Origin of the sequence: Paenirhodobacter huangdaonensis, from assembly GCF_004022465.1 — a bacterium.
Lineage (GTDB): Bacteria > Pseudomonadota > Alphaproteobacteria > Rhodobacterales > Rhodobacteraceae > Rhodobacter > Rhodobacter huangdaonensis.
Genome location: NZ_SAVA01000021.1, coordinates 1 through 24,576 on the forward strand (window position 1 = coordinate 1; position 24,576 = coordinate 24,576).

A 24,576-nucleotide genomic window follows, 5' to 3' on the forward strand; every position below is an offset into this window, starting at 1 on the left:
CACGGATCGCATCCATGGCCTGCACCGGCACGAAAACCGAGGTCAGCTCGCCGTAAATCGGGGTGATCATCCGCCCGGCGATCGGGTCCAGCTCGAAGGTCACCTTCTGCGAGACGAAACCACCCTCATTGCCGCGAACAGCGACCGCCATCACGGGCGCGAGCACACCACCGCGAAAACGACCGACCAGCGTGCGCGCTTCGCGCCGCACATTGCGTGCATCCTGATAGCTCATTTGAGCCTCCGTTTCGATTTGAATTTGAGGATTTTCCGCGCGGCCCGCTTGAGAGCGGCCCGGCGCTTTGCGCACGAGGCGCAGGGTTTGCGGGCCATCTCAGTGCCCCGCTGCGATCATTTCGGACGCCGACAGCTTCTCGCCGCGCTTGAGGCGCTCGCGAAGCCGTTGGCGCTCGCGATCATTCTTCGCCGGTTCCGCGCCTCGGCCAATCTTGATCGGGCCAAGCTGAAACGCCGGCGAATCACGCCTTTCGTCCGCCGTCAGCGAACGCCAACGAAAACCAAGAAACTGCTTCTGATCATACGGCCCGCGTTTCGCATTGCGCCCCGCTTCGAGCCGAGCCGTATCGCCGACCAGCATCCATGGCCTGCACCGGCACGAAAACCGAGGTCAGCTCGCCGTAAATCGGGGTGATCATCCGCCCGGCGATCGGGTCCAGCTCGAAGGTCACCTTCTGCGAGACGAAACCACCCTCATTGCCGCGAACAGCGACCGCCATCACGGGCGCGAGCACACCACCGCGAAAACGACCGACCAGCGTGCGCGCTTCGCGCCGCACATTGCGTGCATCCTGATAGCTCATTTGAGCCTCCGTTTCGATTTGAATTTGAGGATTTTCCGCGCGGCCCGCTTGAGAGCGGCCCGGCGCTTTGCGCACGAGGCGCAGGGTTTGCGGGCCATCTCAGTGCCCCGCTGCGATCATTTCGGACGCCGACAGCTTCTCGCCGCGCTTGAGGCGCTCGCGAAGCCGTTGGCGCTCGCGATCATTCTTCGCCGGTTCCGCGCCTCGGCCAATCTTGATCGGGCCAAGCTGAAACGCCGGCGAATCACGCCTTTCGTCCGCCGTCAGCGAACGCCAACGAAAACCAAGAAACTGCTTCTGATCATACGGCCCGCGTTTCGCATTGCGCCCCGCTTCGAGCCGAGCCGTATCGCCGACCATATCAAGCGCCGAGGCAGCCATGATTGGTTCGGTCGCCAAACTGTCACCGAGGACATTCTCGACCTGCTGACCAGTATCATAATCCCGGTCGCCAAACCAATCGACGCCAAAAGCGCGAACGTGCCGAGGATAATCTACGGCGCTTGGATCGCCGGGGCCACGATCCCCGTCAGGCTTAAGAGAGCCATCAGAAAGCCCGGTGCCATTGCGAGCAAAATACCGATCAGCATCGCCCGACACAGAAACCGCATTTTGCCCCCCCAGAGCTTGCCGCAGAGACGGCGTGCTTTCGGTGGCAGCATAAATGCCACCAATCCGGGGGCGCAAGGTCGCCTGCTGAAGTTTTTCAGCCAGCTTCTGATTTTGCTCCTTGAGCTTCGAGACCTCGCCTTCCTGCTCGGCCTTCTTCGCCATACCGTCAGCCAACAGAAGACCGGCGTCGGCGATAGCCGACCCCATGTAATTCTGCGACTGAACGACCTGACCGGGGGCCGAGGTCAGGGCGGTGAGAGGATTGAACCCCGCCTCCTCGGCCTTGCGCCGGATCTTGGCATAGTCGGGCGTCACATATTTCGGCTTGGACTTGCCGAAGATGCCGCCCAACAGGCTCGCGCCGGCGCTGATGAGGGAGCCACCGATAATCGGATCCATCAGCAGGCCCCCCGATACCGCTCAGGATACCAGAAGCGCGCCAGCTCACGCCGGAGCGCGCCCTCATTGATCCAGTAGATATCGCACATCAGCCGAGCCGCCGAGGGCAGGGGGGCGCCGTCCTCGATAACCGCCTGCATCCGCTCGGACGGCACATTGAGGAACAGCCAGCGCACAGCGTCGCCGAACGACTGCACCGAGATCGCGCGATCACGCCGGGCGCCCATCAGGACACCACACAGAAGGCATGATGAACCCACGGAAAATCCGTGGCCACCCACGCGCCACCAGCGCCGATCAAGACGGGCAGAACCCGCTTGAGAAAAAGAAGGAGAATCGTTTTCTGCATCATGGCTCCTTTGCCAAATGACGCACAAAACCTTCTGAAACAGGCGCCCAATCAACCCGAAGGCGTGAAAAGGCGCATAAGCAAGATTATGTCAGGATCCGGCCGGGATCAGGTCGGCGCTGAGCTCGTGCAGGCGCTGCGTGATCGCGTGCATCTTCTCGATCTCGGCGGGGCTGAACGGGCCCGAGCTGCGGGTGAAGCCGGAGATCGAGCGATCCCCCGCCGGGCCCACGGCACAGGTCAGCCCGTTGCGGATGCCGTGTTGTGCGGCCTCGGCCAGAATGCCGTCCGGGTCCCCGAGATCTTGCCACAGCACCGAGCCGGTGTGGTGGAAGCCCCACACCACCACCGGGTCGCGCAGCATCATCCCCATTTCGCTGTAATGGTCGATCCAGTCCTGCGCATAGGTGCGGAACAGCAGGCTCGGCCGGGTGAAGCGGATATGCAGCGCGAGCGCATAGCCGGTGTCGCACAGCTCACCCAGCTCTGACAGGATCGCGTCAAGTTGTGCCTTGTTTCCGGTTCCCATGTCCTGATTTCCGCTTTAGGTTGTCGCGCGCAGCGGACATTTCCGTCTGTCGCGAAAGATATTGAGCGCATTTTGCGAGCGCAAGCAGTTTGCCGGATCAATGACCCTGTCTAAAAGTCGAAACACGCTGGAACAGATCGCCCCTGCGGGTTTCTACGTGGCGCTGCGCGTGGGGTATTCTTTCCCGGAAGAAGAGCTGAACGGGCTCGATCCGGGCTGGATCGAGACTTACACCCAGTTGGGCCTTGTCATGCAGGACCCGTCGATGCGGTGGGTCTATGCCCATACCGGGGCGGTGCGCTGGTCGGAGCTCGAGCTGCCCGATCCCGCCGGGGTGATCGGGCTGGCGCGCAAGGCCGGGCTGAGCTGGGGCGCGACCGTTGCCTTCTGCCGGCCCGAGGATGCCGGGCGGCGCAGCTATGCGATGCTGTTCCGCGCCGATCGCAATTTCACCCAGGACGAGCTCGACACCGCCTATGCGCTGCTCCGTGACCTGCATCTGGGGGCCGGGCGGGAGGCGGGGCCGGCCCTGACCGAGGCCGAGCTCGAGGCGATCCGGCTGCGCGCGGGCGGCAAGCTGCTGAAACAGATCGCCGCCGAGATCGGGATCTCGGAAAGCGCGGTGAAGGCGCGCCTGGCCTCGGCCTGCCGCAAAACCGGGGCGAAAAATGCCATCGAATTGCTCTCGATTGCCACCACGAGGCGAATGATCTGAGCACAGGCACCCCTCAAGGGTGAAAACGTTGCCCGATCGTGGTTCTGCTTGCGTATCCAGAAGGAGGCAAGCATGGAAAATATCACGTTCAAATTCGCCGATCTGCATCGTCACGGTCCGGCATTTTACAACTTCCTGCGGCTGCGCAAGGAGGTCTTCGTCGACGAGCTCGGCTGGGACGTGCCGCATGACGACGAGGTCGAGATGGACCAGTACGACACCCCCGTCGCGCATTACTCGCTGGTGCTTTCGGGCGGCGCGGTGGTGGGCGGCGCCCGGGCGATGTCGACCGAGGCGATCTGGGGGCCGAACACCTACATGCTGCGCGATGCGCATCGCGGCAAGCTCGAGCATATCCCGCCCACCGTTCTGCCCGACGAGATCGCCTCGCCGCAGGTGTGGGAGTGCACGCGGCTGGTGATCTCGTCGCGGCTCGCAACCAACGAGGAGCGCCGCACCTGCCTGCGGCTGATCGTCGACGGGCTGGTCGAACAGGCGCGCGCGCGCGGCGCCGAAACGCTGATCTGCCTGTCGTCGCATGCGCTGATGCGGACGCTGCGCCAGCTCGGCTATGAGGTGCGCCGGATCGGGCCGAGCTATCGCAACGACGAGGACGGGCGGATGTATGCGGTGCTGGCGATGCCGGCCGAGTTCTCGGCGGCGCGGCGGGCGGACTGGGCGCCGGCGCATTCGCTGCCCGTCGCCCCTGCCGCGGCGATCGCCGCGCGTGCACTTTGAACCCCGGGGAGGGGCCGGGCGGTCCCGGCCCCTCCCCCGCCTTCCGCGCCGCCTGGCCCTTGACAGCGGGCGCGGCAGGGTCTCACCGTCGCCGCCATGTTCGATTTTCGCGACATCGAGATCATCCGCGCCATCGTGCGCCACGGCGGCTTTCGGGCCGCCTCCGACGCCACCGGCCTTGCGCAATCGGCAATCTCGCGCCGGGTGCACCATCTCGAGGACCGGATGAAGATCACCATCTTCGAGCGCGACGGCCGCGGCGTGCGGCTGAGCGCGGCGGGGCGGCGCTTTTGCGAGGAGGCCGAGCTGCTGGTGGCACAGCGCGACCGGATCCTCGGCGAGCTGACGCAGGGCCAGATGGCGGGGGTGGTGCGGCTTGGCGTCGCCGAGACGATCACCCACACCCTGTTGCCGCGGCTGCTGACCGCGGTGCGGGCGCGCCACCCGCTGCTGCGCTTCGAGATCTCGGTCGACACCTCGGACCAGATGGCGCGCGAGCTGAGCGCCGACGGGCTCGATGTGGCGATCATGCTGCGCGACGAAGCGCCGCGGGGCACGGTGCTGACCGCGCTGCCGCCGGTGAGCCTGGGCTGGTTCGTCTCCGCGGCGCATTTCACCCTGCCGCGGCCGGCGGGGATCGACGATCTGGCGGCGCTGCCGATCGTGTCCTTCCCGAAGACCACGATCCCGCACCGGCGCGTGCTCGACCTGCTGACCCCGGTGCGGCGCAAGGTGGCCGAGGTGCATGGCTCGGCCTCGCTCGCCACGGTGCTGCATCTGGTGGCGCAGGGCTTCGGCATCGGCACGATCCCCCCCGATATCGTCGCCTCCTGGCCCGATGCCGGGATCGAGGAGATCGAGGTCACGCCCGAGGCGCGGCTGCCCGATCTGGAATTTGCGGTCTGCTACCTGCCCGAGCGCAACGAGGAGATCGGCCGCGAGGTGACCCGCGCGGCGGTTGCCGCGGCGGTTGTATGATCTCTAAATGAGATCAATACTGCGAATGACTGAACTCTTGATCTAATCGGTTGCCTTGCGGAATCTTGTCCGATCCGAAGGAGATCCGAGATGACCGATCAAGACGCCCTGCTGTCCGACCCGCGCGCGCTGCGCGCCGAGATCCGCGCGGGGCGGTTCGAGCGGCCGACCGCCGGCTTCGGCGGCGATGCGCTGCAGGCCAATCTGGTGATCCTGCCCGCGCCCGAGGCGGCCGAGTTCCTGCGCTTTGCCCAGGCGAACCCGCGGCCCTGCCCGCTGCTGGCGGTGAGCGAGCCGGGCGATCCGGCGCTCGACGCGCTCGGGGGGGGCATCGACCTGCGCCACGACCTGCCGCGCTATCGGGTCTGGCGGCACGGCGCGCTGGTGAGCGAGCCTGCCGACATCGCCGATCTGTGGCAGGATGATTTCGTCGCCTTCGCGATCGGCTGTTCGTTCAGCTTCGAGGATGCGCTGGTGCGCGCCGGCATCCCGGTGCGCCATCAGGCGGCCGGCCGCAACGTGCCGATGTATCGCACGTCGATCCCGACCCGGCCGGCCGGGCAGTTCTCGGGCCCGCTCGTCGTCTCGATGCGGCCGATGCCGATGGCCGACGCGATCGAGACGGTGAAGATCTGCGACCGCTTCCCGCTGGCCCATGGCGCGCCGGTGCATATCGGCGACCCCGCCGCGATCGGCATCGCCGACATCCACCGCCCCGATTATGGCGACGCCCCCGACATCCGCCCGGGTGACGTGCCGGTGTTCACCGCCTGCGGCGTCACCCCCCAGGCTGCCATCGCCGCGGCGCGCCCCGCTCTCGCCATCACCCATGCCCCGGGCTACATGCTCGTCACCGATATCCCGGCGGGTGCCGCCTGGCGGGAGCTGACCGGCGTGGGCATGGCGCAGTAACCAACAACAAAAGCACCCCAACAGGAGAGACCCGATGAAGAAAAAGATGATCGCCGCATTCATGGCCGGCACCCTGCTCGCCGCCCCCGCGCTGGCCGGTGAGCAGCTCTCGGTCGTCGGCAGCTGGAGCAACCTGCCGCTCTACAAGACCTTCGAAACCCCGTTCTGGACCGAAAAGCTGCCCGAGATGACCGGCGGCGCCTTCACCGCACAGCTCACCAGCTTCGACCAGATGGGCATTGCCGGCGCCGACGTCTACCGGATGCTGGGCGATGGCGTCTTCGACATCGGCGCGACGGTGGCCGACTATACCGTGGGCGATGCGCCCGAGCTGGAAGGCCTTGACGTGCCGCTGCTCGCCACCACCGCGGACGAGGCGAAGAAACTGGTCGATGCCGCCCGCCCGATGGTCGCCGACATCATGCGCGCGCGCTTCAACGCGCAGCTTCTGGGCATCGCGCCCTATCCGCCGCAGGTGGTGTTCTGCAAGGGCGACATCACCTCGCTGGCGGATCTCAAGGGCAAGAAGGTGCGCGGCTCGGGCCGGATGACGACGAAATTCCTCGAGGCGCTTGGCGCCGAGGGCGTGAACATCGCCTTCTCCGAAGTGCCGGGCTCGCTCGAGCGCGGGGTGATCGACTGTGCCGTGACCGGCGCCGGCTCGGGCTATTCGGCGGGCTGGTGGGAGGTCTCCGACCACCTGCTGACGCTGCCGCTCGGCGGCTGGGACCCGGTGGTGATCGCGATGAACGCCGATCGCTGGGACGGGCTTTCGGCGGACCAGCAGGCGACGCTGGAAAAGGCGGTGACCGACGGGCTCGAGACCCCGGCCTGGGCCGCGGCGCAGGGCGGGCTGACGACCGACATCGCCTGCCTGACCGGCAAGGGCGAGTGCCCGGCGGGCAAGGCCGCGTCGATGGTGCTGGTCGAGGCGACCCCGGCCGACATGGCGCAGGCGCGCCAGATCCTGACCGATGTCGTGCTGCCCGACTGGGCCGGCCGTGCCGGCAAGGACTGGGTCGCGCGCTGGAACGACACCGTAGGCGCCGCCGCCGGCGTGACGATCGCGCAGTAACGGCGGGGCGGGCGCGATGGTCGCGAAACTGCACGGCGCGCTTTTGCGCGCCAACCGCCTCGTCGCGCTCGTCCTGGGCGCGGCGCTGATCGCCACGGTGCTGTTCATCCTGGTCGATGTGGTGCTGCGCAAGCTGGGTGCGGGCTCGCTCGGCGGCTCGGACGAGCTCTCGGGCTATGTCATGGCCGCGGTGGCAAGCTGGGGCCTCGCCTGCGCATTGGTCGAGCGGGCGCATGTCCGCATCGACGTGCTGCGGCTGCGCCTGACCGCACCCGGGCGCGCGCTGATGGACATCTTCGCGATGATCGTCACCAACGGCATCGTGCTGCTGATCGCCTGGCATTGCTGGCCGGTGCTGGCCAAGACGCTGGCGCGCGGCTCGCGGGCGAACACCCCGCTCGAGACGCCGCTGTGGATCCCGCAGGGGATCTGGTTTGCCGGCTGGGCCTGGTTTGCCGTCAGCGCGACCGCGCTGACGCTGATCGGGCTGGCCTATTTCCTCTCCGGCCAGCGCGCGCGCTTCGACGCGACGCTGGGCCTCGGGTCGGAGCTTGACGCATGATCTGGACCGTTGCCGTTTCGCTGCTGGGGCTGATGGCCCTGTCGATCCCGGTGGGCATCGTGCTCTTCGTGCTGGGCATCGGGGTCGGGCAGTTCTATTCCGCCTTCCCGCTGCTGCGCGGGCTCGGCCAGGTGGTCTGGTCCTCCTCCGCCTCGGCGACGCTGATCGCGATTCCGCTCTTCGTCCTGCTGGGCGAGATTCTGGTCCGCGGCGGGGTGGCCGCGCGCACCTATGGCGCGCTCGACAAATGGCTGAGCTGGCTGCCGGGCGGGCTGGTGCATGCCAATATCGCCACCGCGACGATGTTCTCGGCCACCTCGGGCTCGTCGGTGGCGACCGCCGCCACCGTCGCCACCGTGGCGATGCCGCAGGCCGAGCGGCTGAACTATGACCCGAAACTCTTCTCGGGCGCGATCGCCGCGGGCGGCACGCTCGGCATCCTGATCCCGCCCTCGATCAACCTGATCGTCTATGGCTTCCTGACCGAGACCTCGATCCCGCAGCTGTTCTCGGCGGGGCTGGTGCCGGGTGTGCTGATGGCGCTGGCCTTCGTTGCCGTCACCGCGGCGATCTGCACGGTGCGGCCGGACCTTGGCGGCCCGTCGCGCCGCTTCAGCTGGGGCGAGCGGCTGGCGAGCCTGGTGCAGCTGGTGCCGATCGTGATCCTCTTCACCGTGGTCATCGGCTCGATCTATGCCGGCTGGGCCACGCCCACGGAATCGGCGGCAATCGGGGTCGCCATCGCGGCGCTGATCGCGGTGGGGCTGGGTGACGGGCTGAGCCTGCGCACCCTTGGCGCCGCGCTGACCGGCACGGTGCGGATCTCGGCGATGATCATGCTGGTGATCACCGGCGCCTATTTCCTGAACTTCGCGATGACCTCGGCGGGGCTTGGCCGCGAGCTTGGCGCGATGATCCGCGGCTCCGGCCTGTCGCCCTTCGGCACGCTGCTGCTGGTGGTGGCGCTCTATCTCGTCCTTGGCTTCTTCATCGAGACGCTGTCGCTGATGGTGGCGACGATCCCGATCGTGGTGCCGATCATCGCCGGGCTTGGCTATGACAAGGTCTGGTTCGGGGTGCTGATGATCGTGCTGATCGAGATGGCGCTGATCACCCCGCCGGTCGGGCTGAACCTCTTCGTGGTGCAAAGCACGCGGCGCAACGGCACGATGAACGAGGTGATCCTCGGCGCGATCCCCTATGTGCTGGTGATGCTGTGCATGATCGCGGCGCTGATCGCGCTGCCTTCGCTCGCGCTCTGGCTGCCCTCCCACCTCTGATTTCCTGAAAGGACGCACCGATGCGTTTCATCAACGGCGAGTCGCCGATCGACCTCGATTTCTCTCATCTCGTCGTTGCCGGCTGGACCGGGCGCGACCAGAAGGCCATCGCCCATCACATCGACGAGCTGGCGGCGCTTGGCGTCGCGCCGCCCTCGGCGACGCCGCTTTACTACCGCGTTGCCGCCGCGACGCTGACCACCGCGCCGCGGATCGAGGTGGTGGGCACGGGCTCCTCGGGCGAGGTCGAGCCGATGGTGGTGCAGCATGGCGCGCGCCGCTTCCTCGGCCTTGGCTCCGACCACACCGACCGCGTGCTCGAGGCGCATTCGGTGGCGCTGTCGAAGCAGGTCTGCGCCAAGCCCTGTGCCGCCGCGCTCTGGCCCTGGGAGGAGGTCGAGGATCATCTCGACCGGCTGGTCTGCGAAAGCTGGATCTTCGAGAACGGCAGCTGGGTCGCCTATCAGGCGGGCACGCTCGCCTCGATCCGGCCGCTGGCCGAACTGGCCGCCGGGGCGGGGCTGAACGTGCTCGGCATCGACGGGCCGGTGGCGATGCTGTGCGGCACCTTCGGCGCGGCGGGCGGGGTGCGGCCGGCGCGCCGCTTCCGGATGCGGCTGAGCGACCCCGACCGCGCCCGCGCGATCGGACACGAGTATGAAACCATCGTTCTGCCCGAGGTGGCCTGAGATGAGCGCTTTCCTGACCCGCGTCGAAGACGCGATCGCCCGGACCGAGGCGCTGCCCGCCGCGACCCGCCGGGCGATCTTCACCGAATTCACCCCGGCGCGGATCCGCGCCGAGGCGGCCGCGCTTGAGGCCCGCGCCGCGGCGGGCGAGGCGATGCCGCTGTTCGGCACGCTGATCTCGGTCAAGGACCTTTACGACGAGGCCGGGCAGGTCACCGGCGCGGGCTCGCGCCTGCTGGCCGAGCGCGGCAGCGTGGCGGCACAGGATGCCGTCGCCGTCGCCCGGCTGCGCCGCGCCGGCGCGCTGATCTTCGGCCGCACCTCGATGTCGGAATTCGCCTATTCCGGCGTCGGGCTGAACCCCCATCACGGCACGCCCGAAAGCGCGCTCGCGGCCGGGGTGATCCCGGGCGGCTCGTCCTCGGGCGCGGCGGTAAGCGTCGCCCTTGGCCTGTGCGACGCGGCGCTTGGCACCGACACCGGCGGCTCGCTGCGGATTCCGGCGGCAGCGAACGGGATCTGGGGGATGAAGCCGAGCGCCGATCTGATCGACGCGACCGGCATCTTCCCGCTCGCCCCCACCTTCGACAGCGCTGGCGCGATGGCGGCAACGCCCGCCCTGCTGCGGCAGGTGATCGAGGGGATGGCGGGCGCCTCGCTGGACGCCCCCGTGCCCGGCCGGCTGCGTCTCGGCCTGCCGACCGGCGCCTTCACCGAAGGGCTTTCGCCCGAGGTCGCGACGCTTTTTGCCGCCGAGACGGCACGGATCGCGGCGCTTGGCCACGAGCTGGTGCCGGTCGAGATGGCCGAGATCGGTGCCGGCATCGGGCTGAACAAGATCATCGTCGCGGCCGATGCGCTGGCGATCCACCACGCCGACCTCGCGCGGCTGGAAACCGTCGGCGACCCGCGCGTGCTGTCGCGCATCCGCTTTGCGCTGACGCTGGCACCGGGGGCGCTCGACGATGCGCTCAGTGAGCGCGCGCGGCTTGTCGCGCTCTTCGCGGCACGGATGCAGGGGCTCGATGCGCTCGTCGTGCCGACGCTGATGCAGCTGCCGCCGACGATCGCCGCGGTCGAGGCGGATTTCGACGCGCTGAACGCGGCGATGCTGCGCAACACCTCGCTGGTGAACCTCGTCGACGGTTGCGCCGTGGCGCTGCCCACCCCGGGGGCCGCGCCGCGCTGGTCGATGACGATGCTGGTGGGCCGCAAGGGCACCGACGCGGCGCTGCTGGCCGCGGCGACGGCGCTCGCGTGAGGCGATGATGACCGAGGACGCGCCCCTGTCGCCCGAGCTTCTGCCCGCCGGCCCCGACGGGATCGAGCTGCGCTTTGCCCGCCAGCCCGAGCCCGCGGCGATGGCGGCGGTGCAGGTGCTGGCGGCCGAGATCGCCGCGGCCCCGCCCGCGGGGCTGCGCGAGCTGGTGCCGGGGCTCGTCTCGGTGCTGCTGCGGCTTGATCCTGCGTCGGTGGCGGCGGTCGGGCCGGGGCTTCTGGCCCGGGCCCGCGCCATTGCCGCGACCCGTCCGGCGCTGCCCGCGCCGACCCGGCGCTGGACGATCCCGGCGGCCTTCGGCGGCGCCGAGGGGCCGGATCTGGCCGCGGTGGCGGCGCGCCTCGGCCAGAGCGAAGCGGCCGCCGCGGCCCAGATCTGCGCGGCGGAGCTGCGGGTGCTGACCATCGGTTTCGCCCCCGGCCAGCCCTATATCGGGTTGCTGCCCGAGGCCTGGAACCTGCCGCGCCTGCCCGAACTCACGCCCAGCGTGCCGGCCGGCGCGCTGGTCGTCGCGGTGCGGCAACTGGTGCTCTTCGGTGCCGCCTCGGCGACCGGCTGGCGGCAGGTGGCGCAGGTGGCCTTCCGCCCGTTCCGCCCCGAGCGGGCCGAGCCGATGCCGCTGCGCGCGGGCGACGCGATCCGTTTCGTGCCGGCGCCCGCCGAGCAGATCGCGGCGCTTGCGGGCGACCCGCAGGGCCTTGGCGGGGCCCGGCTGGAGGTTCTGACATGAGCACGCTCACCCTTCACCGCGTCGACGGCATCGTCACCGTGCAGGACATGGGCCGGCCCGGCCATCTGGCGCAGGGCCTGTCGCGCGGCGGTGCCGCCGACCGTCTGGCGCTGATCGAGGCGGCGGCGCTTCTGGGCGCCCGCGCGCCGCTTGCCGGGCTCGAGATGGCTGGCGCCGGCGGGGTCTTCTCGGTCGATGCACCGATGCGCGTGGCGCTGACCGGCGCGCCGATGGCGGCGACGCTGGACGGCGCCCCGCTGCGCTGGAACGCCACGCACCGGATCGAGCCGGGCGCGCGGCTGCGCATCGCCGGCGCCGAGGCCGGGGTCTATGGCTATCTGGTGCCGGCGGGCGGGCTGGCGACGCCCGACTGGCTGGGCAGCCGCGCCGCGCATCTGGCGATCGGCATCGGCGCGCCGCTGGCCGCGGGCGCGGTGCTCGCCGTGACCCCTGACCCCGCGCCCGAGACCGAGGCCCGGGGCATCGCCGCCCTGCCCCGCTTTCAGGGCGGCACCGCGCGGCTGATGGACGGGCCGCAGACCGGGCTCTTCGACGCCGAGACGCTTGCGGCCTTCTGCGCCACCGCCTTTTGCCGCGGCGCGCGCGGCAACCGGCAGGGCGTGCAGCTGAGTGCCGGGGCGCGCTTTGTCGCGGCGGAGGCGGCGGGGCTGGCCTCCGACCTGATCGGGCCGGGGGATGTGCAAAGCACCGGCGACGGCGTGCCCTATGTGCTGCTTGCCGAATGCCAGACCGTCGGCGGCTATCCGCGCCTTGGCACGGTGGTGGCCGAGGACCTGCCGCTGATCGCGCAGGCGGCGCCGGGCACGGTGCTGCGCTTTCGCCGCGTGGGGGCCGAGGAGGCCGCCCGCGCCTGCCGCGACGAGACGGTGTTGTTGCGCGAGGCGGCAGCGCGCTGTAGCAGCCTGATCCGGGACCCGGCATTGATCCCGGACCTTCTGTCCTATCAGCTGATCGGCGGGGTGACCCGCGGCGACGACCTGGAGCGAGACGATGCGCGTTGACCTGAATGCGGACATGGGCGAGGGCTTCGGCCCCTGGCGGATGGGCGATGACGCGGCGCTTCTGGGCGTGGTGACCTCGGCCAATATCGCCTGCGGCATGCACGCGGGCGACGCGAACGTGATGGCCGGGGTGATGCGGGCGGCGGCGGCGCAGGATGTGGGCATCGGCGCGCATCCGGGCTTTGCCGATCTGCAGGGCTTTGGCCGGCGGCGGCTGAAGCTCTCGGCCGAGGAGCTGGCGAACCTTGTCGCCTATCAGCTTGGCGCGGCGCAGGGGATGGCGCGGCTTGCCGGCACCCGGGTGCGGCACCTGAAGCTGCACGGGGCGTTGTCCAACATGGCGGCCGAGGATGCGGCGATTGCGCGCGCCTGCTATGGCGCGGCGCAGGCGCTTGATCCCGAGATCATTCTGGTCGCGCAGGCGGCGACCGCGATGGAGGCGGTGGCGCGCGAAATGGGCGCAAACTGGGTTGGCGAGATCTTTGCCGACCGCGCCTATAATGACGACGGTACGCTGCTCGACCGCAGCCGCCCGGGCGCGGTGCTGCACGATCCGGCCGAGGTCGGCCGGCGCATGGAAGAGATGATCCGTGCCGGCGCGATCATCACCGCAAGCGGCGCCCGGCTGCCGGCCCGCATCGACACGATCTGCGTGCATGGCGACAGCCCGGCGGCGGTCGCGATGGCGGGGTCGCTGCGCGCCCATCTCGAGACGGCGGGGATCGCCGTCACCCGGTTCTGAGACAGCGCCCCCCGGCGCGGTGGCCGGAGGGCGGGGTTTCAGGCGGCGGGGCGGGCGGCGGCAATCGCCGCCTCGATCACCCGGCGGTCGCCGATCTGGTTGGCGAGCAGCAGCGCGAGCTTGGCCCAGACCTTCAGACTGTCCTCCTCGCTCAGCCCCTCGTGCAGCGCGACGAGGGATTGATAGAGGTCGTCATGCCCGTTCAGATTGGGCGTCAGGGTCAGTGCAGACATGCGTCACCTTTCAGCAGGGCGCCGCGGGCACGCGCCAGCGCGGCGGCGATGGCCTCGGTCGTGGGGTGCTGCCAGCGCGCCGCCACATATTGATCGGGGCGCACCAGCACCGCGCCCCCCTCGGGCAGCGCGAGCCGCTCGGCCGCAAGGCCAGACACCTCGAACCGCGCAAGCCCCTCGGGCGCCGCGCCGGTCCAGCCGTGGCTGAGCAGCACGAAATCGTCACCAAGCGCATCGAGCAGCCAGCCGTCTTCCAGCGGCGCATCGAGCACCGGGCTGCCCGGCGGCACGCCGCCCGCCCAGGTCTCGGCATCGGGGGTCGAGAGCTCGGATGCCGGATAGCTGACCGCCGTCGACAGCCGCCCCGAGTTCACGAAGGGGCGGGCAAAGGCATGCTCGCCCGCGAGTTCGAGCACCGCGTCGCGCAGCGCCCGGCTCGCCGTCGATTTCGGCGTCAGGAAATCGGTCGAGCGGGTCGAGTTCAGGATGTTCTCGTCCGCGGTGGCGATCGCCTCATCATTATAGGTCTCGATCAGCGCCGCATCGGCCGTGCCGCGCAGCACGAGGTCGAGCTTCCAGCCGAGGTTGTCGATATCGGCAAAGCCGCCGTTGCAGCCGCGCGCGCCGAAGGGCGAGACCAGATGCGCGGAATCGCCGGCGAAGATCACCCGCCCATGCACGAAGCGCGCCATGCGCCGGCACTGGAAGGTGTAGACCGAATACCATTCGCGCTCGAAGGCGACGCCCTCGCCCAGCATCGCGCGCACGAAGGGCTCGACGTTCTCGGGGCGGATCGCCGCCTCGCGGTCGATGTTCCAGCCAAGCTGGAAATCCAGCCGCCAGACATCGTCGGGCTGGCGGTGCATCAGCGCCGAGCGGCCGGGGTTGAACGGCGGGTCGAACCAGAACCAGCGCTCGGGCGGCATCTCGTGCGTCATCCGGATGTCGGCAATGAGGAAGTTGTCCTCGAACACCCGGCCCTCGAAATCGAGGCCCATCCGGTCGCGCACGGTCGAGCGCGCGCCGTCGCAGGCGATCAGCCAACCGGCCTGCAGCCGATAGCCCTGCCCGCCGGCGCGCACATCAAGCGTCACGCCCTCGGCCGCGGGCGTCACCTCCTCGACCGCATGGCCCCAGCGGATCTCCACGTTGGGCAGTTTCGACACTTCGTCGAGCAGGTAGTCCTCGACGTAATACTGCTGGATGTTGACGAAGCCCGGGCGCTTCTGGTCCTTCACCGGCAGCATGTCGAACTGATAGACCGGTGCATCGTCACCGCCCCAGAACACCTTGCCGATGTTCCACACGACGCCCTTGTCGGTCACCGCATCGCCCGCGCCGAGCCGGTCGAGAATGTCGAGCGAGCGCTTCGAGAAGCAGATCGCCTTCGAGCAATGGGCGACGAAATCGAGCCGGTTCAGCACCGTCACCGCATGCCCGCGCCGGCCGAGGTCGAGCGCCATCGCCAGACCCACCGGCCCGGCGCCGACGATGACCACCGGCGCGCTCTCCGTTTCGGTGGCCGGCGCCGGGGTGGCGCCGATCTCCTTGTAGACGGGAATTCCCGCAACGTTTGCCATGATCTCCTCCCTCGTCCGCGCTCAGCCCTGCAGCTTCGCCCAGACCTCGCGGTCGCGCTCGGCGGTCCAGATGCGGGGGGTCTCGATGCCGTCGAACTCGTCCCACAGGCGCTGCACGTCGAAGGGCAGGCAGTGCTCGAAGATCGGCCATTGGCCGAAGTCGGGGGCGAGCGCGGCATGGGTCGCCTCGAACGCCTCCTTCAGCGTGCCGCCGGCGCGGTGGACGGGGCCGACATTCTCGATCATGCCATTGAGGAACTTGCGGGTCTGCTCGACCGCCGCATCGGTTTCCGCGACGCCGCGCGCCACCGCGCCGCGGCCGCCGATCAGGTTCTCCGACTGATAGGCCTTGACCGCATCGAGGGTCTTCGTCGCCCAGTCGAAGTGATAGGCGTCGCCGGTGTAAAGCGCGGCCTTCGCCTCGACGAGGTCGCCGGCGAAAAGGGTGCGGGTCTTGTCGTGCCAGACCACGATGTCGCCGCCGGTATGGCCGCGGCCGAGGAAGCGCAGATCCAGCGTGCCGCGGTCGCCGCCAAGCGGGATCGAGTATTCCGTGTCGAAGGTGATCGTCGGCCAGGTCAGCCCGGGCACCTCGTCGGCGTTCTTCGCGAGCCGCGGCATCCGCCCGAACTCGCTTTTCCAGTCCTGCTCGCCGCGTTCGGCCACCAGATCGCGCGAGGCGTTCGACATGATGATGTCGCCCGCCTCAAAGGCCGAGGCGCCGAGCACCCGCACCGCATGGTAATGCGTCAGGATCAGATAGCGCACCGGCTTGTCGGTCTCTTCGCGCAGGATCTTCAGCCAGTCGCGCGAGGCCGAGGGGGTGGCGCGCGATTCGATCGCGACGAGGAAATCCTCGCCTTCGATCGCGCCGACGTTCGGGTCACCCTCGGCGGTCAGCGCATAGACGCCCTCGCCGAGGATTTCCAGCGTATCGGCCTTGACTGCGGTATCGGCCGAGGATGCGAAAGGTTTCGTCATGGGTCTCCCTCCCCTTGATTTCTTGCGTTCTCACGCTCTAGATCGTTTCTAGGGAAACGAAATCGGGCCGTCTGTCAGCAGATCTGAGGACAGGCCGGAAAGGGAGGATCGGATGCAGACGGCTGGGTTGATCGACCCGGACCGGGCGGCGCTTCTGCTCGAGGCGCGCGACCCGGCCCTGTTCGCCGAGCGGCTGCTCGGGCTTGCGCATTCCGCGACCGGGGTCGAGGAGCTGTTCGCCTATCGCGTGGGGGACGGCGCGCCGCAGGCGCTCGCCTCGTCGAGCGGGCTTGGCGATGTGCGCGAGCGGGCCGAGGCCTATGCGCGGCGCTTCCATGCCTCGGACCCGGCGGCGGCGGCGCGCCGCGCGGCGCGTCCGGGCAGCGGCTTTGCCTGCCGCATTCCGGCAGAGGCGATCGAGCTCGGTGCCTATCGCCGGCTGTGTTTCGAGCGGCCGCGCTTTGCCGAGAAGATCTGCTTCGGCTGGCGCAAACCCGAGGCGACGACGGTCGTCACCTTCTATGCCCGTTCGGGCGGCGCCGCGCCCGACATGGCGCAGCTTGGCGCGCTGGCGCAGCTGGCGATCACCGGGCTCACCCGCAACGCCGCGCCCGCGGTGCCGCTCGTCGAGGAGGTCGAGCGCCGCCTTGCCGCCGCCCACCCCAGCCTCACCGGGCGCGAGCGTGGCGTCTGCGCCCGCAGCCTGGCCGGCGAGACCGCGCGCGAGATCGGTCACGCCCTTGGCCTCAGCCCGGCGACCGTGCTGACCTATCGCCAGCGCGCCTATCAGAAGCTTGGTCCTTCCAGGGCGAACGACCTGCTTGCCGCGGTGATGGGCTAGGGCTCACCCGGGGGTTGATTCTTCGGCCCGCCCGGGGCAAATGTTGCATTTGAAACAGTTTTTCGGGGTGGGCGGGGGCCGTCATGCGGATTGAGGCGTTTTTTCCCTACAGGCTGGCCGTGGTGGCCGAGGCCTTCTCGCGCCAGCTGGTGGCCGTTTACGGCCGCGAATACGGGCTGTCGCGCGAGGAATGGCGGCTGCTGTTCCTGCTCGAGGATGCCGGCTCGCTCGATTCGCTGCAGCTCGCGCAGCGCACCTCGCTCGACAAGGTGCAGGTCAGCCGGGCGGCGTCGCGGCTCGAGGAAAAGGCGCTGATCACCCGCACCGTGCTGGGCTCTGACCGGCGGCTGCGCAATTACGCGATCACCGAGGCCGGGCGCGACCTCTTCCGCCGCGCCTTCGATCAGGTCGGTGCGCGGGCGGAGGAGATCCTCGAGGCGATGCCGGCGCGCGACCGGGCGGCGCTTGAACGTGGGGTCGCGGCGCTGGACCGGGCGATCGCCAGGGTCACCGAGCCCGAGACCGGCCACGGCACCGCCTTCCCGCGCCCGGGCCCGATCGAGGATTAACCCTCGCCCGCGAGCCGGGTCAGCGCCGCGGCAAAGGCTTCTGCCCCGGGGCCGAGTTCGGCGCAAAGCTCGGCCTGGAACCGCGCCGCGATCGCGCCAAGCCGCGCCATCAGCGCCTCGCCCTCGGGCGTCAGTTCCAGCACGATCAGCCGCCGGTCGGTCTCGTGCCCCGACTTGCGCAGCCAGCCCGCCACCTCGAGCCGCGACGCCGCGCGGCTGACCACCGACTTGTCGAGGGCGACACGCTCGTGGATGTCGCGCACGCTGACCGAGCCCGAGCGCGCAAGATGCGCCAGCACCCGCCATTCCGGGATCGTCAGCCCCGCCTCGGCCTCGTAAAGCGCGGCGAATCGCCGGCTGACCCGCGCCGCTGCGACGCTGAGCCGATAGGGCAGGAACCCGTCCAGATCGAAGCTCATCGGCCCCTCCTTTTGCCGCCAGATCAGCAGAAATTCGTTGCGCGAACAACGACAAATGCGCGGGCCGCGAAATCCCCGTTGACATCGTTGCATCAACAACGACATGTTCGTTGCAGAAGCAATGACTTTCATCTGCGAAGGGAGGACGTGGAATGACCAGCCAGACGCTGCCCGCGGGCATGATCCGCGCGACCGGCACGACCGGCACGCACGAGGGCTACATGCCCGGTTTCGGCAATGATTTCGAGACCGAGGCCCTGCCCGGCGCGCTGCCGCAGGGGCAGAACAGCCCGCAGAAATGCAATTACGGCCTTTACGCTGAACAGCTCTCGGGCACCGCCTTCACCGCGCCGCGCGGCCAGAACGAGCGCACGTGGTGCTATCGCATCCGGCCCTCGGTCAAGCACACCGGCCGCTTTGCCGAGATCGACGTGCCCTATTGGAAGACCGCGCCGAACGTGGTGCCGAAGGTGACGAGCCTTGGCCAGTATCGCTGGGACCCGGTGCCGATGCCGGCCGAGGGCGAGGCGCTGACCTGGATCACCGGCATGCGCACGATCACCACCGCGGGCGACGTGAACACCCAGGTCGGCATGGCGAGCCACATCTACCTCGTCACCCGCTCGATGCAGGACGAATACTTCTTCTCGGCCGACAGCGAGCTGCTGGTGGTGCCGCAGGAGGGCCGGCTGCGGTTCTGCACCGAGCTTGGCGTGATCGACCTCGAGCCCAAGGAAATCGCCATCCTGCCGCGCGGCCTCGTCTATCGGGTCGAGGTGCTGGAAGGCCCCGCCCGCGGCTTCGTGTGCGAGAACTACGGCCAGAAGTTCGACCTGCCCGGCCGTGGCCCGATCGGCGCGAACTGCCTCGCCAACCCGCGCGACTTCAAATGCCCCGTCGCCGCCTTCGAGGACCGCGAGGCGCGTTCGCGCGTGGTCATCAAGTGGTGCGGCAGTTTCCACGAGACCTGGATCGACCACAGCCCGCTCGACGTCGTCGCCTGGCACGGGAACTACTGTGCCTACAAATACGACCTGCGCACCTACAGCCCGGTGGGTTCGATCCTGTTCGACCATCCCGACCCGTCGATCTTCACCGTGCTGACCGCGCCCTCGGGCCAGGAAGGCACCGCTAACATCGACTTCGTGCTGTTCCGCGATCGCTGGATGGTGGCCGAACACAGCTTCCGCCCGCCGTGGTATCACAAGAACATCATGTCCGAGCTGATGGGCAACATCTATGGCATCTATGACGCCAAGCCGAAGGGCTTCGTCCCGGGCGGCATGAGCCTGCACAACTGCATGCTGCCGCACGGGCCCGACCGCGCCGCCTTCGAGCATGGCTCGACCGAGCCGATGGTGCCGGTCTATCAGGCCGAGACGATGCAGTTCATGTTCGAGACCCGCTTCCCGCAGCACCTGACCGCCTTCGCCGCGACCGAGGCGCCGATGCAGGACGATTACATCGACTGCTGGGACAGTCTCGAGAAGAAGTTCGACGGCACCCCCGGGGTGAAGTAGGGCCCTGCCCTCCCGCAACGGCAACCGGACGGCCGGGCGCATCGCGCCCGGCCGTTTTCCGTCATCGCCTTGAAACATTGGCGCGAGACGCCGCCTTCCACCATGATTTCGTTTCATGTGACACAAGTTTTTCGCCATTTTGCGGCGCAGATGCATCTTTGACGGTTGCAAATGAAACAAGTCGTGGTAAGGATTCGGCTCAGCGACACGGCCTGCGCACCATTGCCGCGGGCCTGTCCGGGGGGATCCAAGACAGGAGACGGATGGTGCCGACGGTGGACAAGCCGTTGCGCAGCTGGATTGCGGCTGCCAACGAAGCGGGATGCGATTTCCCGGTGCAGAACCTGCCCTACGGGGTGTTCTCGACCGCAGGCACGGCGCCGCGCTGTGGCGTGGCGATCGGGGACCGCATCCTCGATCTGGCCGCCTGCGAGGCGCGCGGGCTGATCGACGCGCAGGGCGCCTTCGCGGAGCCCGCGCTCAATGCCTTCATCGCGCAGGGCCGCGCCAAATGGGCCGAGATCCGCGCCCGCCTGATCGAGATTCTGGCCGAGGGCGGCGACGAGACCGCGCCCACCGTGGCGATGGCCGAGGCCACGCTGCACCTGCCGGTCAAGGTCACCGAATTCACCGATTTCTACGCTTCGAAGAACCACGCCTTCAACGTCGGCGTGCTGTTCCGCGGCCCCGAGAATGCGCTGCCGCCGCAGTGGACGCACATGCCGATCGGCTATAACGGCCGCGCCTCGTCGGTGGTCGTCACCGGCACCCCGATCCGCCGCCCGATGGGGCAGGTGAAGGGCGAGACGGGGCCGGTCTGGTCGCCCTGCCGCCGGCTGGATCTCGAACTCGAACTCGGCGCCATCGTCGGCGCCGACAGCCAGATGGGCGAGCGCGTCAGCGTCGCCGAGGCCGACGCGATGATCTTCGGCTATGTGCTGCTGAACGACTGGTCGGCGCGCGACATCCAGGCCTGGGAATATGCGCCGCTCGGGCCGTTCCAGTCGAAGGCGCTCGGCACCACCATCGGCGCCTGGATCGTGCCGCAGGCGGCGCTCGAGCCCTTCCGCTGCGCCGGGGCCGAGCGGGTGAACCCGCTGCTGCCCTATCTGCAGGAGGACAAGCCCGGCTTCTTCGACCTGACCATCGGCTGGACGATGAACGGCGCGCCGATGGGGCGGACGAATTACAACGTGATGTATTACTCGAGCGCACAGCAGCTCGCCCATCACACCGAATCGGGCTGCCCGATGCGGGTGGGCGACCTGCTCGGCTCCGGCACGATCTCGGGGCCGAGCCCCGACCAGACCGGCGCGCTGCTCGAGATGACCCAGGCCGGCAAGCTGCCGGTGACGGTGAACGGCGAGCCCCGCACCTTCATCGAGGATGGCGACGAGATCGGCCTTTATGCCTTTGCCGAGGGCGCGGGCTATCGCATCGGCTTCGGCCCCTGCACCGGGCGGATCACGCCCGCGAAGGCCTGACATGACGATGCAGGTCCCGGTCACCGAGGTCGTGCTTTACGACTACTGGCGGTCCTCGGCCTCGTATCGGGTGCGGATCGCGCTCGGGCTGAAGGGCGTGCCCTTCGCCCGGGTGCCGGTCGATCTGGTCGCCGGCGCGCAGCGCACGCCCGCCCATCTGCGGGTCAATCCGCAGGGGCTGGTGCCGGCGCTGGCGATCGACGGCCACCTGCTGACGCAGTCGCTCGCGATCCTCGAATATCTCGAGGAGACCCGCCCCGCCGCGCCGCTGCTGCCCGAGGGCGAGGAGGCGCGCGCCCATGTCCGCGCCCTTGCCCTCGCGCTCGCCTGCGAGGTGCATCCGGTCTCGAACCTCGGTGTTCTGGCCCGGGTCGAGCGGCTGGCCGGCCCCGAGGCGCGGGCAGGCTGGAACCACGACAACATCGAGGCGGGCCTTGCCGCCTTCGAGAGGATGCTCGACCATCCGGGCTTCACCGGGCAGTTCTGCCACGGTGACACCCCGGGCATGGCCGACTGCACGCTGATCCCCCAGCTTTACAACGCCACCCGCTGGGGGGTGGGCTTCGATCATCTTGCGCGCATTTCCGCCGTGGCGCGGTCCTGCGCCGCGCTGCCTGCCTTCGCGGCCGCGCACCCCGATCAATTCGACCCTTCGCGGGAGGCGAAGGCCATTCAGGGAGAGAACCGATGAAATCGCTGAAACTGGCGCTTGCGGCGCTGCTGCTGACCTCGGCCCCGGCGCTGGCCGAGGAGCTGATCATGTCGTCCTGGCTGCCGCCGAAGCATCCGGTCGTGGTCAACGCCTTCAAGCCCTGGGCGAAGGAAGTCGAGAAGGTGACCGACGGCCGCGTCACCGTGCGGATCATGGGCAAGCCGCTCGGCAGCCCGCCGGCGCATTTCGACATGGCCCGCGACGGCGTGGCCGACATCACCTACGGCCTGCATTCCTTCACCGAGGACAACCGCTTCAACCGCGCCCGTCTGGGCCAGTTCAGCTTCCTCGGCGATGACGCGATCGCGAATTCCAAGGCCTATTGGAAGATCTACGGCGGCGAGCTGAACGCGGCCGAGGAGCACAAGGGCACCCATATCCTCGGCCTCTTCATGCATGGCCCGGGTCTGCTGCACAACAACAAGCGCAAGATCGAGACGCCGGCCGATTTCGCCGGGCTGAAGCTGCGCGTGCCGGGCGGCTATGTCGGCGATCTGGTTTCCGCGCTTGGCGCGACGCCGCTCTTCATGTCCTCGACCGAGGTCTATGAGAAGCTGTCGCGCGGGGTGATCGACGGGGTGGCCTTCACCTATGAATCGATGACCGCCTTCAACCTCACCGATTACATCAAGTATTCGATGACCGTGCCCGGCGGGATCTACAACACCACCTGGTTCTTCGTGGTGAACGAGGCGAAATGGGAGAAGATCTCGCCCGAGGACCGCGCCGCGATCGACGCGATCTCGGGCGAGGCCTTCGCCGAGCGCGTGGGCAAGGCCTGGAACGACGCCGACACCAAGGCGCGCGAGGTGATCGGCGACAAGGTCGACTTCTACGAGGCCTCGCCCGAGGTGCTCGCCGCGATGAAGACCGAGGCCGACAAGCTGGAGAACAGCTGGGCGGCGACGCTGGGCGACGGCTATGACGGCAAGGCCGCGCTCGCCGAGTTCCGCAAGATGACCGGGGTGACGCTGGAATGAGCGCTCAGGCCCAGGGCGGCGCGGAGAACGCGCCGCACGACATGATCCCGGGCCGCACGCCGCATCGGCACACGGCCTGGTATCGGGCGCTGGCGGTGGTGGCCGCGGTGCTGATCGCGCTGATGATCGGGGTGACCTGCATCGACGTGGTGGGGCGATACCTCTTCAACCACCCGTTCGGCGGCGCCTACGAGCTGACGCAGATCCTGCTCGCGGCGCTCGTCTTCGTGGCACTGCCGCTGACCAGCGCCGACGGCGGCCATGTCGAGGTGGACCTTGCGCTCCACCTCTTTCCGCGCCCGGTGCAGCGCGGGCTGGGCCGGCTTGCCGGCCTCGTCTCGGCGCTGGCGCTCGGCTTCTTCTGCTGGCGGCTCTTCGGGCTTGGCCTGACGCAGCTGCACGAGGGCACGCGCAGCTCCTCGCTCGCGCTGCCGATGGCGCCGCTTGCCTTCATCGCGGCCGCAAGCTGCGGCTTTTCCGCGCTCGTGCTGATCCTGCGCCGGGAGGACTGAATGACCGTTTCCCTGATCGCCTTCGCCATCCTTCTGGCCATGGTCTTCCTGCGCGTGCCGATCGCCTTCGCCATGGCGATCGTCGGTGGCATCGGCTTTGGCATCCTGCGGGGCTGGGAGCCGGCGGGCGCGATGGTCGGCAATGCGGTCTACGAGACCGGGCTGAACTATTCGCTCTCCGTGGTGCCGCTCTTCATCTTCATGGGCAATGTGCTGGCGGGATCGGGCATCGCGCAGGGGCTGTTCGCCGCCGCCGACCGGATCTTCGGCCGGATGCGCGGCGGGCTCGCGATGGCGACGGTGCTGTCGTGCGGCGGCTTCTCGGCGGTCTGCGGCTCGTCGCTTGCCACCGCGGCGACGATGTCGAAGGTGGCGATGCCCTCGATGCGGCGCTTCGGCTATTCCGACAGCCTCGCCACCGGCGCGATCGCCGCGGGCGGCACGCTCGGCATCCTGATCCCGCCCTCGGTGGTGCTGATCCTCTTCGGCCTGCTGACCGAGGCCGATATCGGCAAGCTCTTCCTCGCCGGCATCATCCCGGGCGTGGTCGGCATCCTCGGCTATCTGCTCGCCGTCATGGTCGCGGTGCGGCTGAAGCCCGATCTGGCGCCCAAGGTCGGCGAGGTGCATCCGATGACGCGCCGCGACGTGATCTCGGTGCTGGCCGTCACCGCGCTCTTCGTCTTCATCATGGTCGGGATCTATGGCGGCCTCTTCACGCCGATTGAGGCCGCGGGCATGGGTGCCGCCGCCGCGCTGGTCATCGCCTTCGCCACCGGCGGCATGACCCGCGGCGCGCTCTGGACCGCGTTTCTCGACAGCGCCACCGCCTCGGCGATGATCTTCGCGATCATCATCGGCGCCGAGATCTTCAGCAATTTCGTCACCTTCGCCGGCCTGCCCGACAGCCTGACGGAGATCGTCGAGGGCCTGGGCCTCTCGCCCTGGCTGGTGATGCTGCTGATCGTGGCGATCTATCTGGTGCTCGGCTGCTTCCTCGAGAGCCTGTCGATGATCCTGCTGACCGTGCCGGTGTTCTATCCGGTGATCTCGAACCTCGATTTCGGCCTTGCGGTGCTGAGCGACCCGGAGGCGGTGGTGACCTGGTTCGCGATCATCGTCGTCGTGGTGACGGAAATCAGCCTGATCACCCCGCCGATCGGGATGAACGTCTTCGTGCTGCGCTCGGTTCTGCCCGATGTGCCGCTGCGCACGATCTTCCGCGGCGTCTACGTGTTCTGGCTGTCCGATATCCTCCGGCTGGCGCTGATCATCTTCGTGCCGTGGCTGTCGCTGTGGCTGGCGCATTAGCG

At 68.8% G+C, this 24,576-nt stretch carries 30 protein-coding genes and 1 pseudogene; 20 read left to right on the top strand and 11 right to left on the bottom strand.

The annotated features are described in order from the left end of the window. From EOW66_RS19740 to EOW66_RS19765, 7 genes and pseudogenes are all read right to left on the bottom strand, one after another. A pseudogene (locus EOW66_RS19740) lies at window positions 1-235 on the bottom strand (hypothetical protein); the annotation flags it as partial. Window positions 236-334: 99 nt separating this feature from the next. Then, window positions 335-598: a hypothetical protein gene (locus EOW66_RS19745; RefSeq protein ID WP_128158006.1), complete on the bottom strand. Its 264-nt coding sequence runs from the start codon at window positions 596-598 to the stop codon at window positions 335-337. Further along, window positions 537-821, bottom strand: coding sequence for a hypothetical protein (locus EOW66_RS19750; RefSeq protein ID WP_239017653.1), 285 nt, complete (start codon window positions 819-821; stop codon window positions 537-539). Before EOW66_RS19750 ends, EOW66_RS19745 begins: the two co-directional genes overlap by 62 nt. Window positions 822-920: 99 nt before the next feature. After that, window positions 921-1,832 carry a hypothetical protein gene (locus EOW66_RS19755; RefSeq protein WP_128158007.1) on the bottom strand — a complete coding sequence of 304 codons (912 nt, stop codon included), beginning with the start codon at window positions 1,830-1,832 and terminating at the stop codon, window positions 921-923. Beyond that, window positions 1,832-2,059, bottom strand: coding sequence for a hypothetical protein (locus EOW66_RS19760; protein ID WP_128158008.1), 228 nt, complete (start codon window positions 2,057-2,059; stop codon window positions 1,832-1,834). The genes EOW66_RS19755 and EOW66_RS19760 overlap by 1 nt, the downstream gene beginning before the upstream one ends. Further along, window positions 2,059-2,181: a hypothetical protein gene (locus EOW66_RS20870; protein WP_275402059.1), complete on the bottom strand. Its 123-nt coding sequence runs from the start codon at window positions 2,179-2,181 to the stop codon at window positions 2,059-2,061. Before EOW66_RS20870 ends, EOW66_RS19760 begins: the two co-directional genes overlap by 1 nt. Window positions 2,182-2,272: 91 nt before the next feature. Further along, window positions 2,273-2,710, bottom strand: a complete 438-nt coding sequence (locus tag EOW66_RS19765) for an autoinducer binding domain-containing protein (RefSeq protein ID WP_128158009.1) — start codon at window positions 2,708-2,710, stop codon at window positions 2,273-2,275. 100 nt (window positions 2,711-2,810) lie between these two features. Between EOW66_RS19765 and EOW66_RS19770 the strand changes: the two genes are divergently transcribed. The 12 genes from EOW66_RS19770 (at window position 2,811) to EOW66_RS19825 (ending at window position 13,432) form a co-directional block, all read left to right on the top strand. Next, window positions 2,811-3,425, top strand: a complete 615-nt coding sequence (locus tag EOW66_RS19770) for a helix-turn-helix transcriptional regulator (protein ID WP_128158010.1) — start codon at window positions 2,811-2,813, stop codon at window positions 3,423-3,425. Window positions 3,426-3,497: 72 nt separating this feature from the next. Continuing rightward, complete coding sequence (locus tag EOW66_RS19775; protein ID WP_128158011.1) at window positions 3,498-4,163, top strand: acyl-homoserine-lactone synthase; 666 nt, start codon at window positions 3,498-3,500, stop codon at window positions 4,161-4,163. Window positions 4,164-4,259: 96 nt separating this feature from the next. Next, complete coding sequence (locus EOW66_RS19780; protein ID WP_128158012.1) at window positions 4,260-5,141, top strand: LysR family transcriptional regulator; 882 nt, start codon at window positions 4,260-4,262, stop codon at window positions 5,139-5,141. A 90-nt stretch (window positions 5,142-5,231) separates the two neighbouring features. Then, window positions 5,232-6,053 carry a putative hydro-lyase gene (locus EOW66_RS19785; RefSeq protein WP_128158013.1) on the top strand — a complete coding sequence of 274 codons (822 nt, stop codon included), beginning with the start codon at window positions 5,232-5,234 and terminating at the stop codon, window positions 6,051-6,053. Window positions 6,054-6,087: 34 nt separating this feature from the next. Continuing rightward, a complete protein-coding gene (locus EOW66_RS19790; protein WP_128158014.1) occupies window positions 6,088-7,128 on the top strand; it encodes a TRAP transporter substrate-binding protein in 1,041 nt (346 codons plus the stop codon). A gap of 16 nt (window positions 7,129-7,144) precedes the next feature. Next, a complete protein-coding gene (locus tag EOW66_RS19795) occupies window positions 7,145-7,690 on the top strand; it encodes a TRAP transporter small permease subunit (protein WP_128158015.1) in 546 nt (181 codons plus the stop codon). Then, window positions 7,687-8,970, top strand: coding sequence for a TRAP transporter large permease (locus EOW66_RS19800; protein WP_128158016.1), 1,284 nt, complete (start codon window positions 7,687-7,689; stop codon window positions 8,968-8,970). The genes EOW66_RS19795 and EOW66_RS19800 overlap by 4 nt, the downstream gene beginning before the upstream one ends. A gap of 20 nt (window positions 8,971-8,990) precedes the next feature. Continuing rightward, window positions 8,991-9,659 carry a DUF2848 domain-containing protein gene (locus tag EOW66_RS19805; RefSeq protein WP_128158017.1) on the top strand — a complete coding sequence of 223 codons (669 nt, stop codon included), beginning with the start codon at window positions 8,991-8,993 and terminating at the stop codon, window positions 9,657-9,659. 1 nt (window position 9,660) lies between these two features. Beyond that, window positions 9,661-10,920, top strand: a complete 1,260-nt coding sequence (locus EOW66_RS19810; protein ID WP_164881210.1) for an amidase family protein — start codon at window positions 9,661-9,663, stop codon at window positions 10,918-10,920. A 7-nt stretch (window positions 10,921-10,927) separates the two neighbouring features. Beyond that, complete coding sequence (locus tag EOW66_RS19815; RefSeq protein WP_164881211.1) at window positions 10,928-11,668, top strand: 5-oxoprolinase subunit B family protein; 741 nt, start codon at window positions 10,928-10,930, stop codon at window positions 11,666-11,668. Beyond that, window positions 11,665-12,690 carry a 5-oxoprolinase subunit C family protein gene (locus EOW66_RS19820; RefSeq protein WP_128158020.1) on the top strand — a complete coding sequence of 342 codons (1,026 nt, stop codon included), beginning with the start codon at window positions 11,665-11,667 and terminating at the stop codon, window positions 12,688-12,690. The genes EOW66_RS19815 and EOW66_RS19820 overlap by 4 nt, the downstream gene beginning before the upstream one ends. Further along, complete coding sequence (locus tag EOW66_RS19825) at window positions 12,680-13,432, top strand: LamB/YcsF family protein (RefSeq protein ID WP_128158021.1); 753 nt, start codon at window positions 12,680-12,682, stop codon at window positions 13,430-13,432. The genes EOW66_RS19820 and EOW66_RS19825 overlap by 11 nt, the downstream gene beginning before the upstream one ends. A gap of 38 nt (window positions 13,433-13,470) precedes the next feature. On the opposite strand, the gene EOW66_RS19830 is transcribed toward EOW66_RS19825, so the two are convergent. From EOW66_RS19830 to EOW66_RS19840, 3 genes are read right to left on the bottom strand one after another with little or no spacing between them, the layout of a single operon-like run. After that, on the bottom strand, window positions 13,471-13,665 hold the full coding sequence (locus EOW66_RS19830) for a DUF2783 domain-containing protein (RefSeq protein ID WP_128158022.1): 195 nt from the start codon (window positions 13,663-13,665) through the stop codon (window positions 13,471-13,473). Further along, window positions 13,653-15,245, bottom strand: a complete 1,593-nt coding sequence (locus EOW66_RS19835; protein WP_128158023.1) for an FAD-dependent oxidoreductase — start codon at window positions 15,243-15,245, stop codon at window positions 13,653-13,655. The genes EOW66_RS19830 and EOW66_RS19835 overlap by 13 nt, the downstream gene beginning before the upstream one ends. Window positions 15,246-15,266: 21 nt before the next feature. Continuing rightward, window positions 15,267-16,226: an MBL fold metallo-hydrolase gene (locus EOW66_RS19840; protein ID WP_128158024.1), complete on the bottom strand. Its 960-nt coding sequence runs from the start codon at window positions 16,224-16,226 to the stop codon at window positions 15,267-15,269. Window positions 16,227-16,338: 112 nt separating this feature from the next. Here EOW66_RS19840 and EOW66_RS19845 point away from each other — a divergent pair, with 112 nt between their 5' ends. Both EOW66_RS19845 and EOW66_RS19850 read left to right on the top strand, forming a co-directional pair. Then, entirely contained in the window at window positions 16,339-17,067 is a 729-nt protein-coding gene (locus tag EOW66_RS19845) for a helix-turn-helix transcriptional regulator (RefSeq protein ID WP_128158025.1), read from the top strand. Window positions 17,068-17,150: 83 nt separating this feature from the next. Further along, on the top strand, window positions 17,151-17,636 hold the full coding sequence (locus EOW66_RS19850) for a MarR family winged helix-turn-helix transcriptional regulator (RefSeq protein ID WP_128158026.1): 486 nt from the start codon (window positions 17,151-17,153) through the stop codon (window positions 17,634-17,636). Here EOW66_RS19850 and EOW66_RS19855 read toward each other — a convergent pair. Further along, complete coding sequence (locus EOW66_RS19855; RefSeq protein WP_128158027.1) at window positions 17,633-18,055, bottom strand: MarR family winged helix-turn-helix transcriptional regulator; 423 nt, start codon at window positions 18,053-18,055, stop codon at window positions 17,633-17,635. The genes EOW66_RS19850 and EOW66_RS19855 overlap by 4 nt on opposite strands. Before the next feature lie 152 nt (window positions 18,056-18,207). Between EOW66_RS19855 and hmgA the strand changes: the two genes are divergently transcribed. From hmgA to EOW66_RS19885, 6 genes are all read left to right on the top strand, one after another. Then, the gene (gene hmgA / locus EOW66_RS19860; protein ID WP_128158028.1) at window positions 18,208-19,575 is read left to right on the top strand and encodes a homogentisate 1,2-dioxygenase; all 1,368 of its coding nucleotides are present in this window, start codon (window positions 18,208-18,210) and stop codon (window positions 19,573-19,575) included. 263 nt (window positions 19,576-19,838) lie between these two features. Continuing rightward, window positions 19,839-21,059: a fumarylacetoacetase gene (gene fahA / locus EOW66_RS19865; protein ID WP_128158029.1), complete on the top strand. Its 1,221-nt coding sequence runs from the start codon at window positions 19,839-19,841 to the stop codon at window positions 21,057-21,059. A 1-nt stretch (window position 21,060) separates the two neighbouring features. Then, a complete protein-coding gene (gene maiA / locus EOW66_RS19870) occupies window positions 21,061-21,750 on the top strand; it encodes a maleylacetoacetate isomerase (protein WP_239017654.1) in 690 nt (229 codons plus the stop codon). Continuing rightward, a complete protein-coding gene (locus EOW66_RS19875; RefSeq protein ID WP_128158030.1) occupies window positions 21,747-22,751 on the top strand; it encodes a TRAP transporter substrate-binding protein in 1,005 nt (334 codons plus the stop codon). Before maiA ends, EOW66_RS19875 begins: the two co-directional genes overlap by 4 nt. Then, the gene (locus EOW66_RS19880; RefSeq protein WP_128158031.1) at window positions 22,748-23,263 is read left to right on the top strand and encodes a TRAP transporter small permease; all 516 of its coding nucleotides are present in this window, start codon (window positions 22,748-22,750) and stop codon (window positions 23,261-23,263) included. The genes EOW66_RS19875 and EOW66_RS19880 overlap by 4 nt, the downstream gene beginning before the upstream one ends. Continuing rightward, window positions 23,264-24,574 carry a TRAP transporter large permease gene (locus EOW66_RS19885; protein WP_128158032.1) on the top strand — a complete coding sequence of 437 codons (1,311 nt, stop codon included), beginning with the start codon at window positions 23,264-23,266 and terminating at the stop codon, window positions 24,572-24,574. Window positions 24,575-24,576 lie beyond the last annotated feature (2 nt).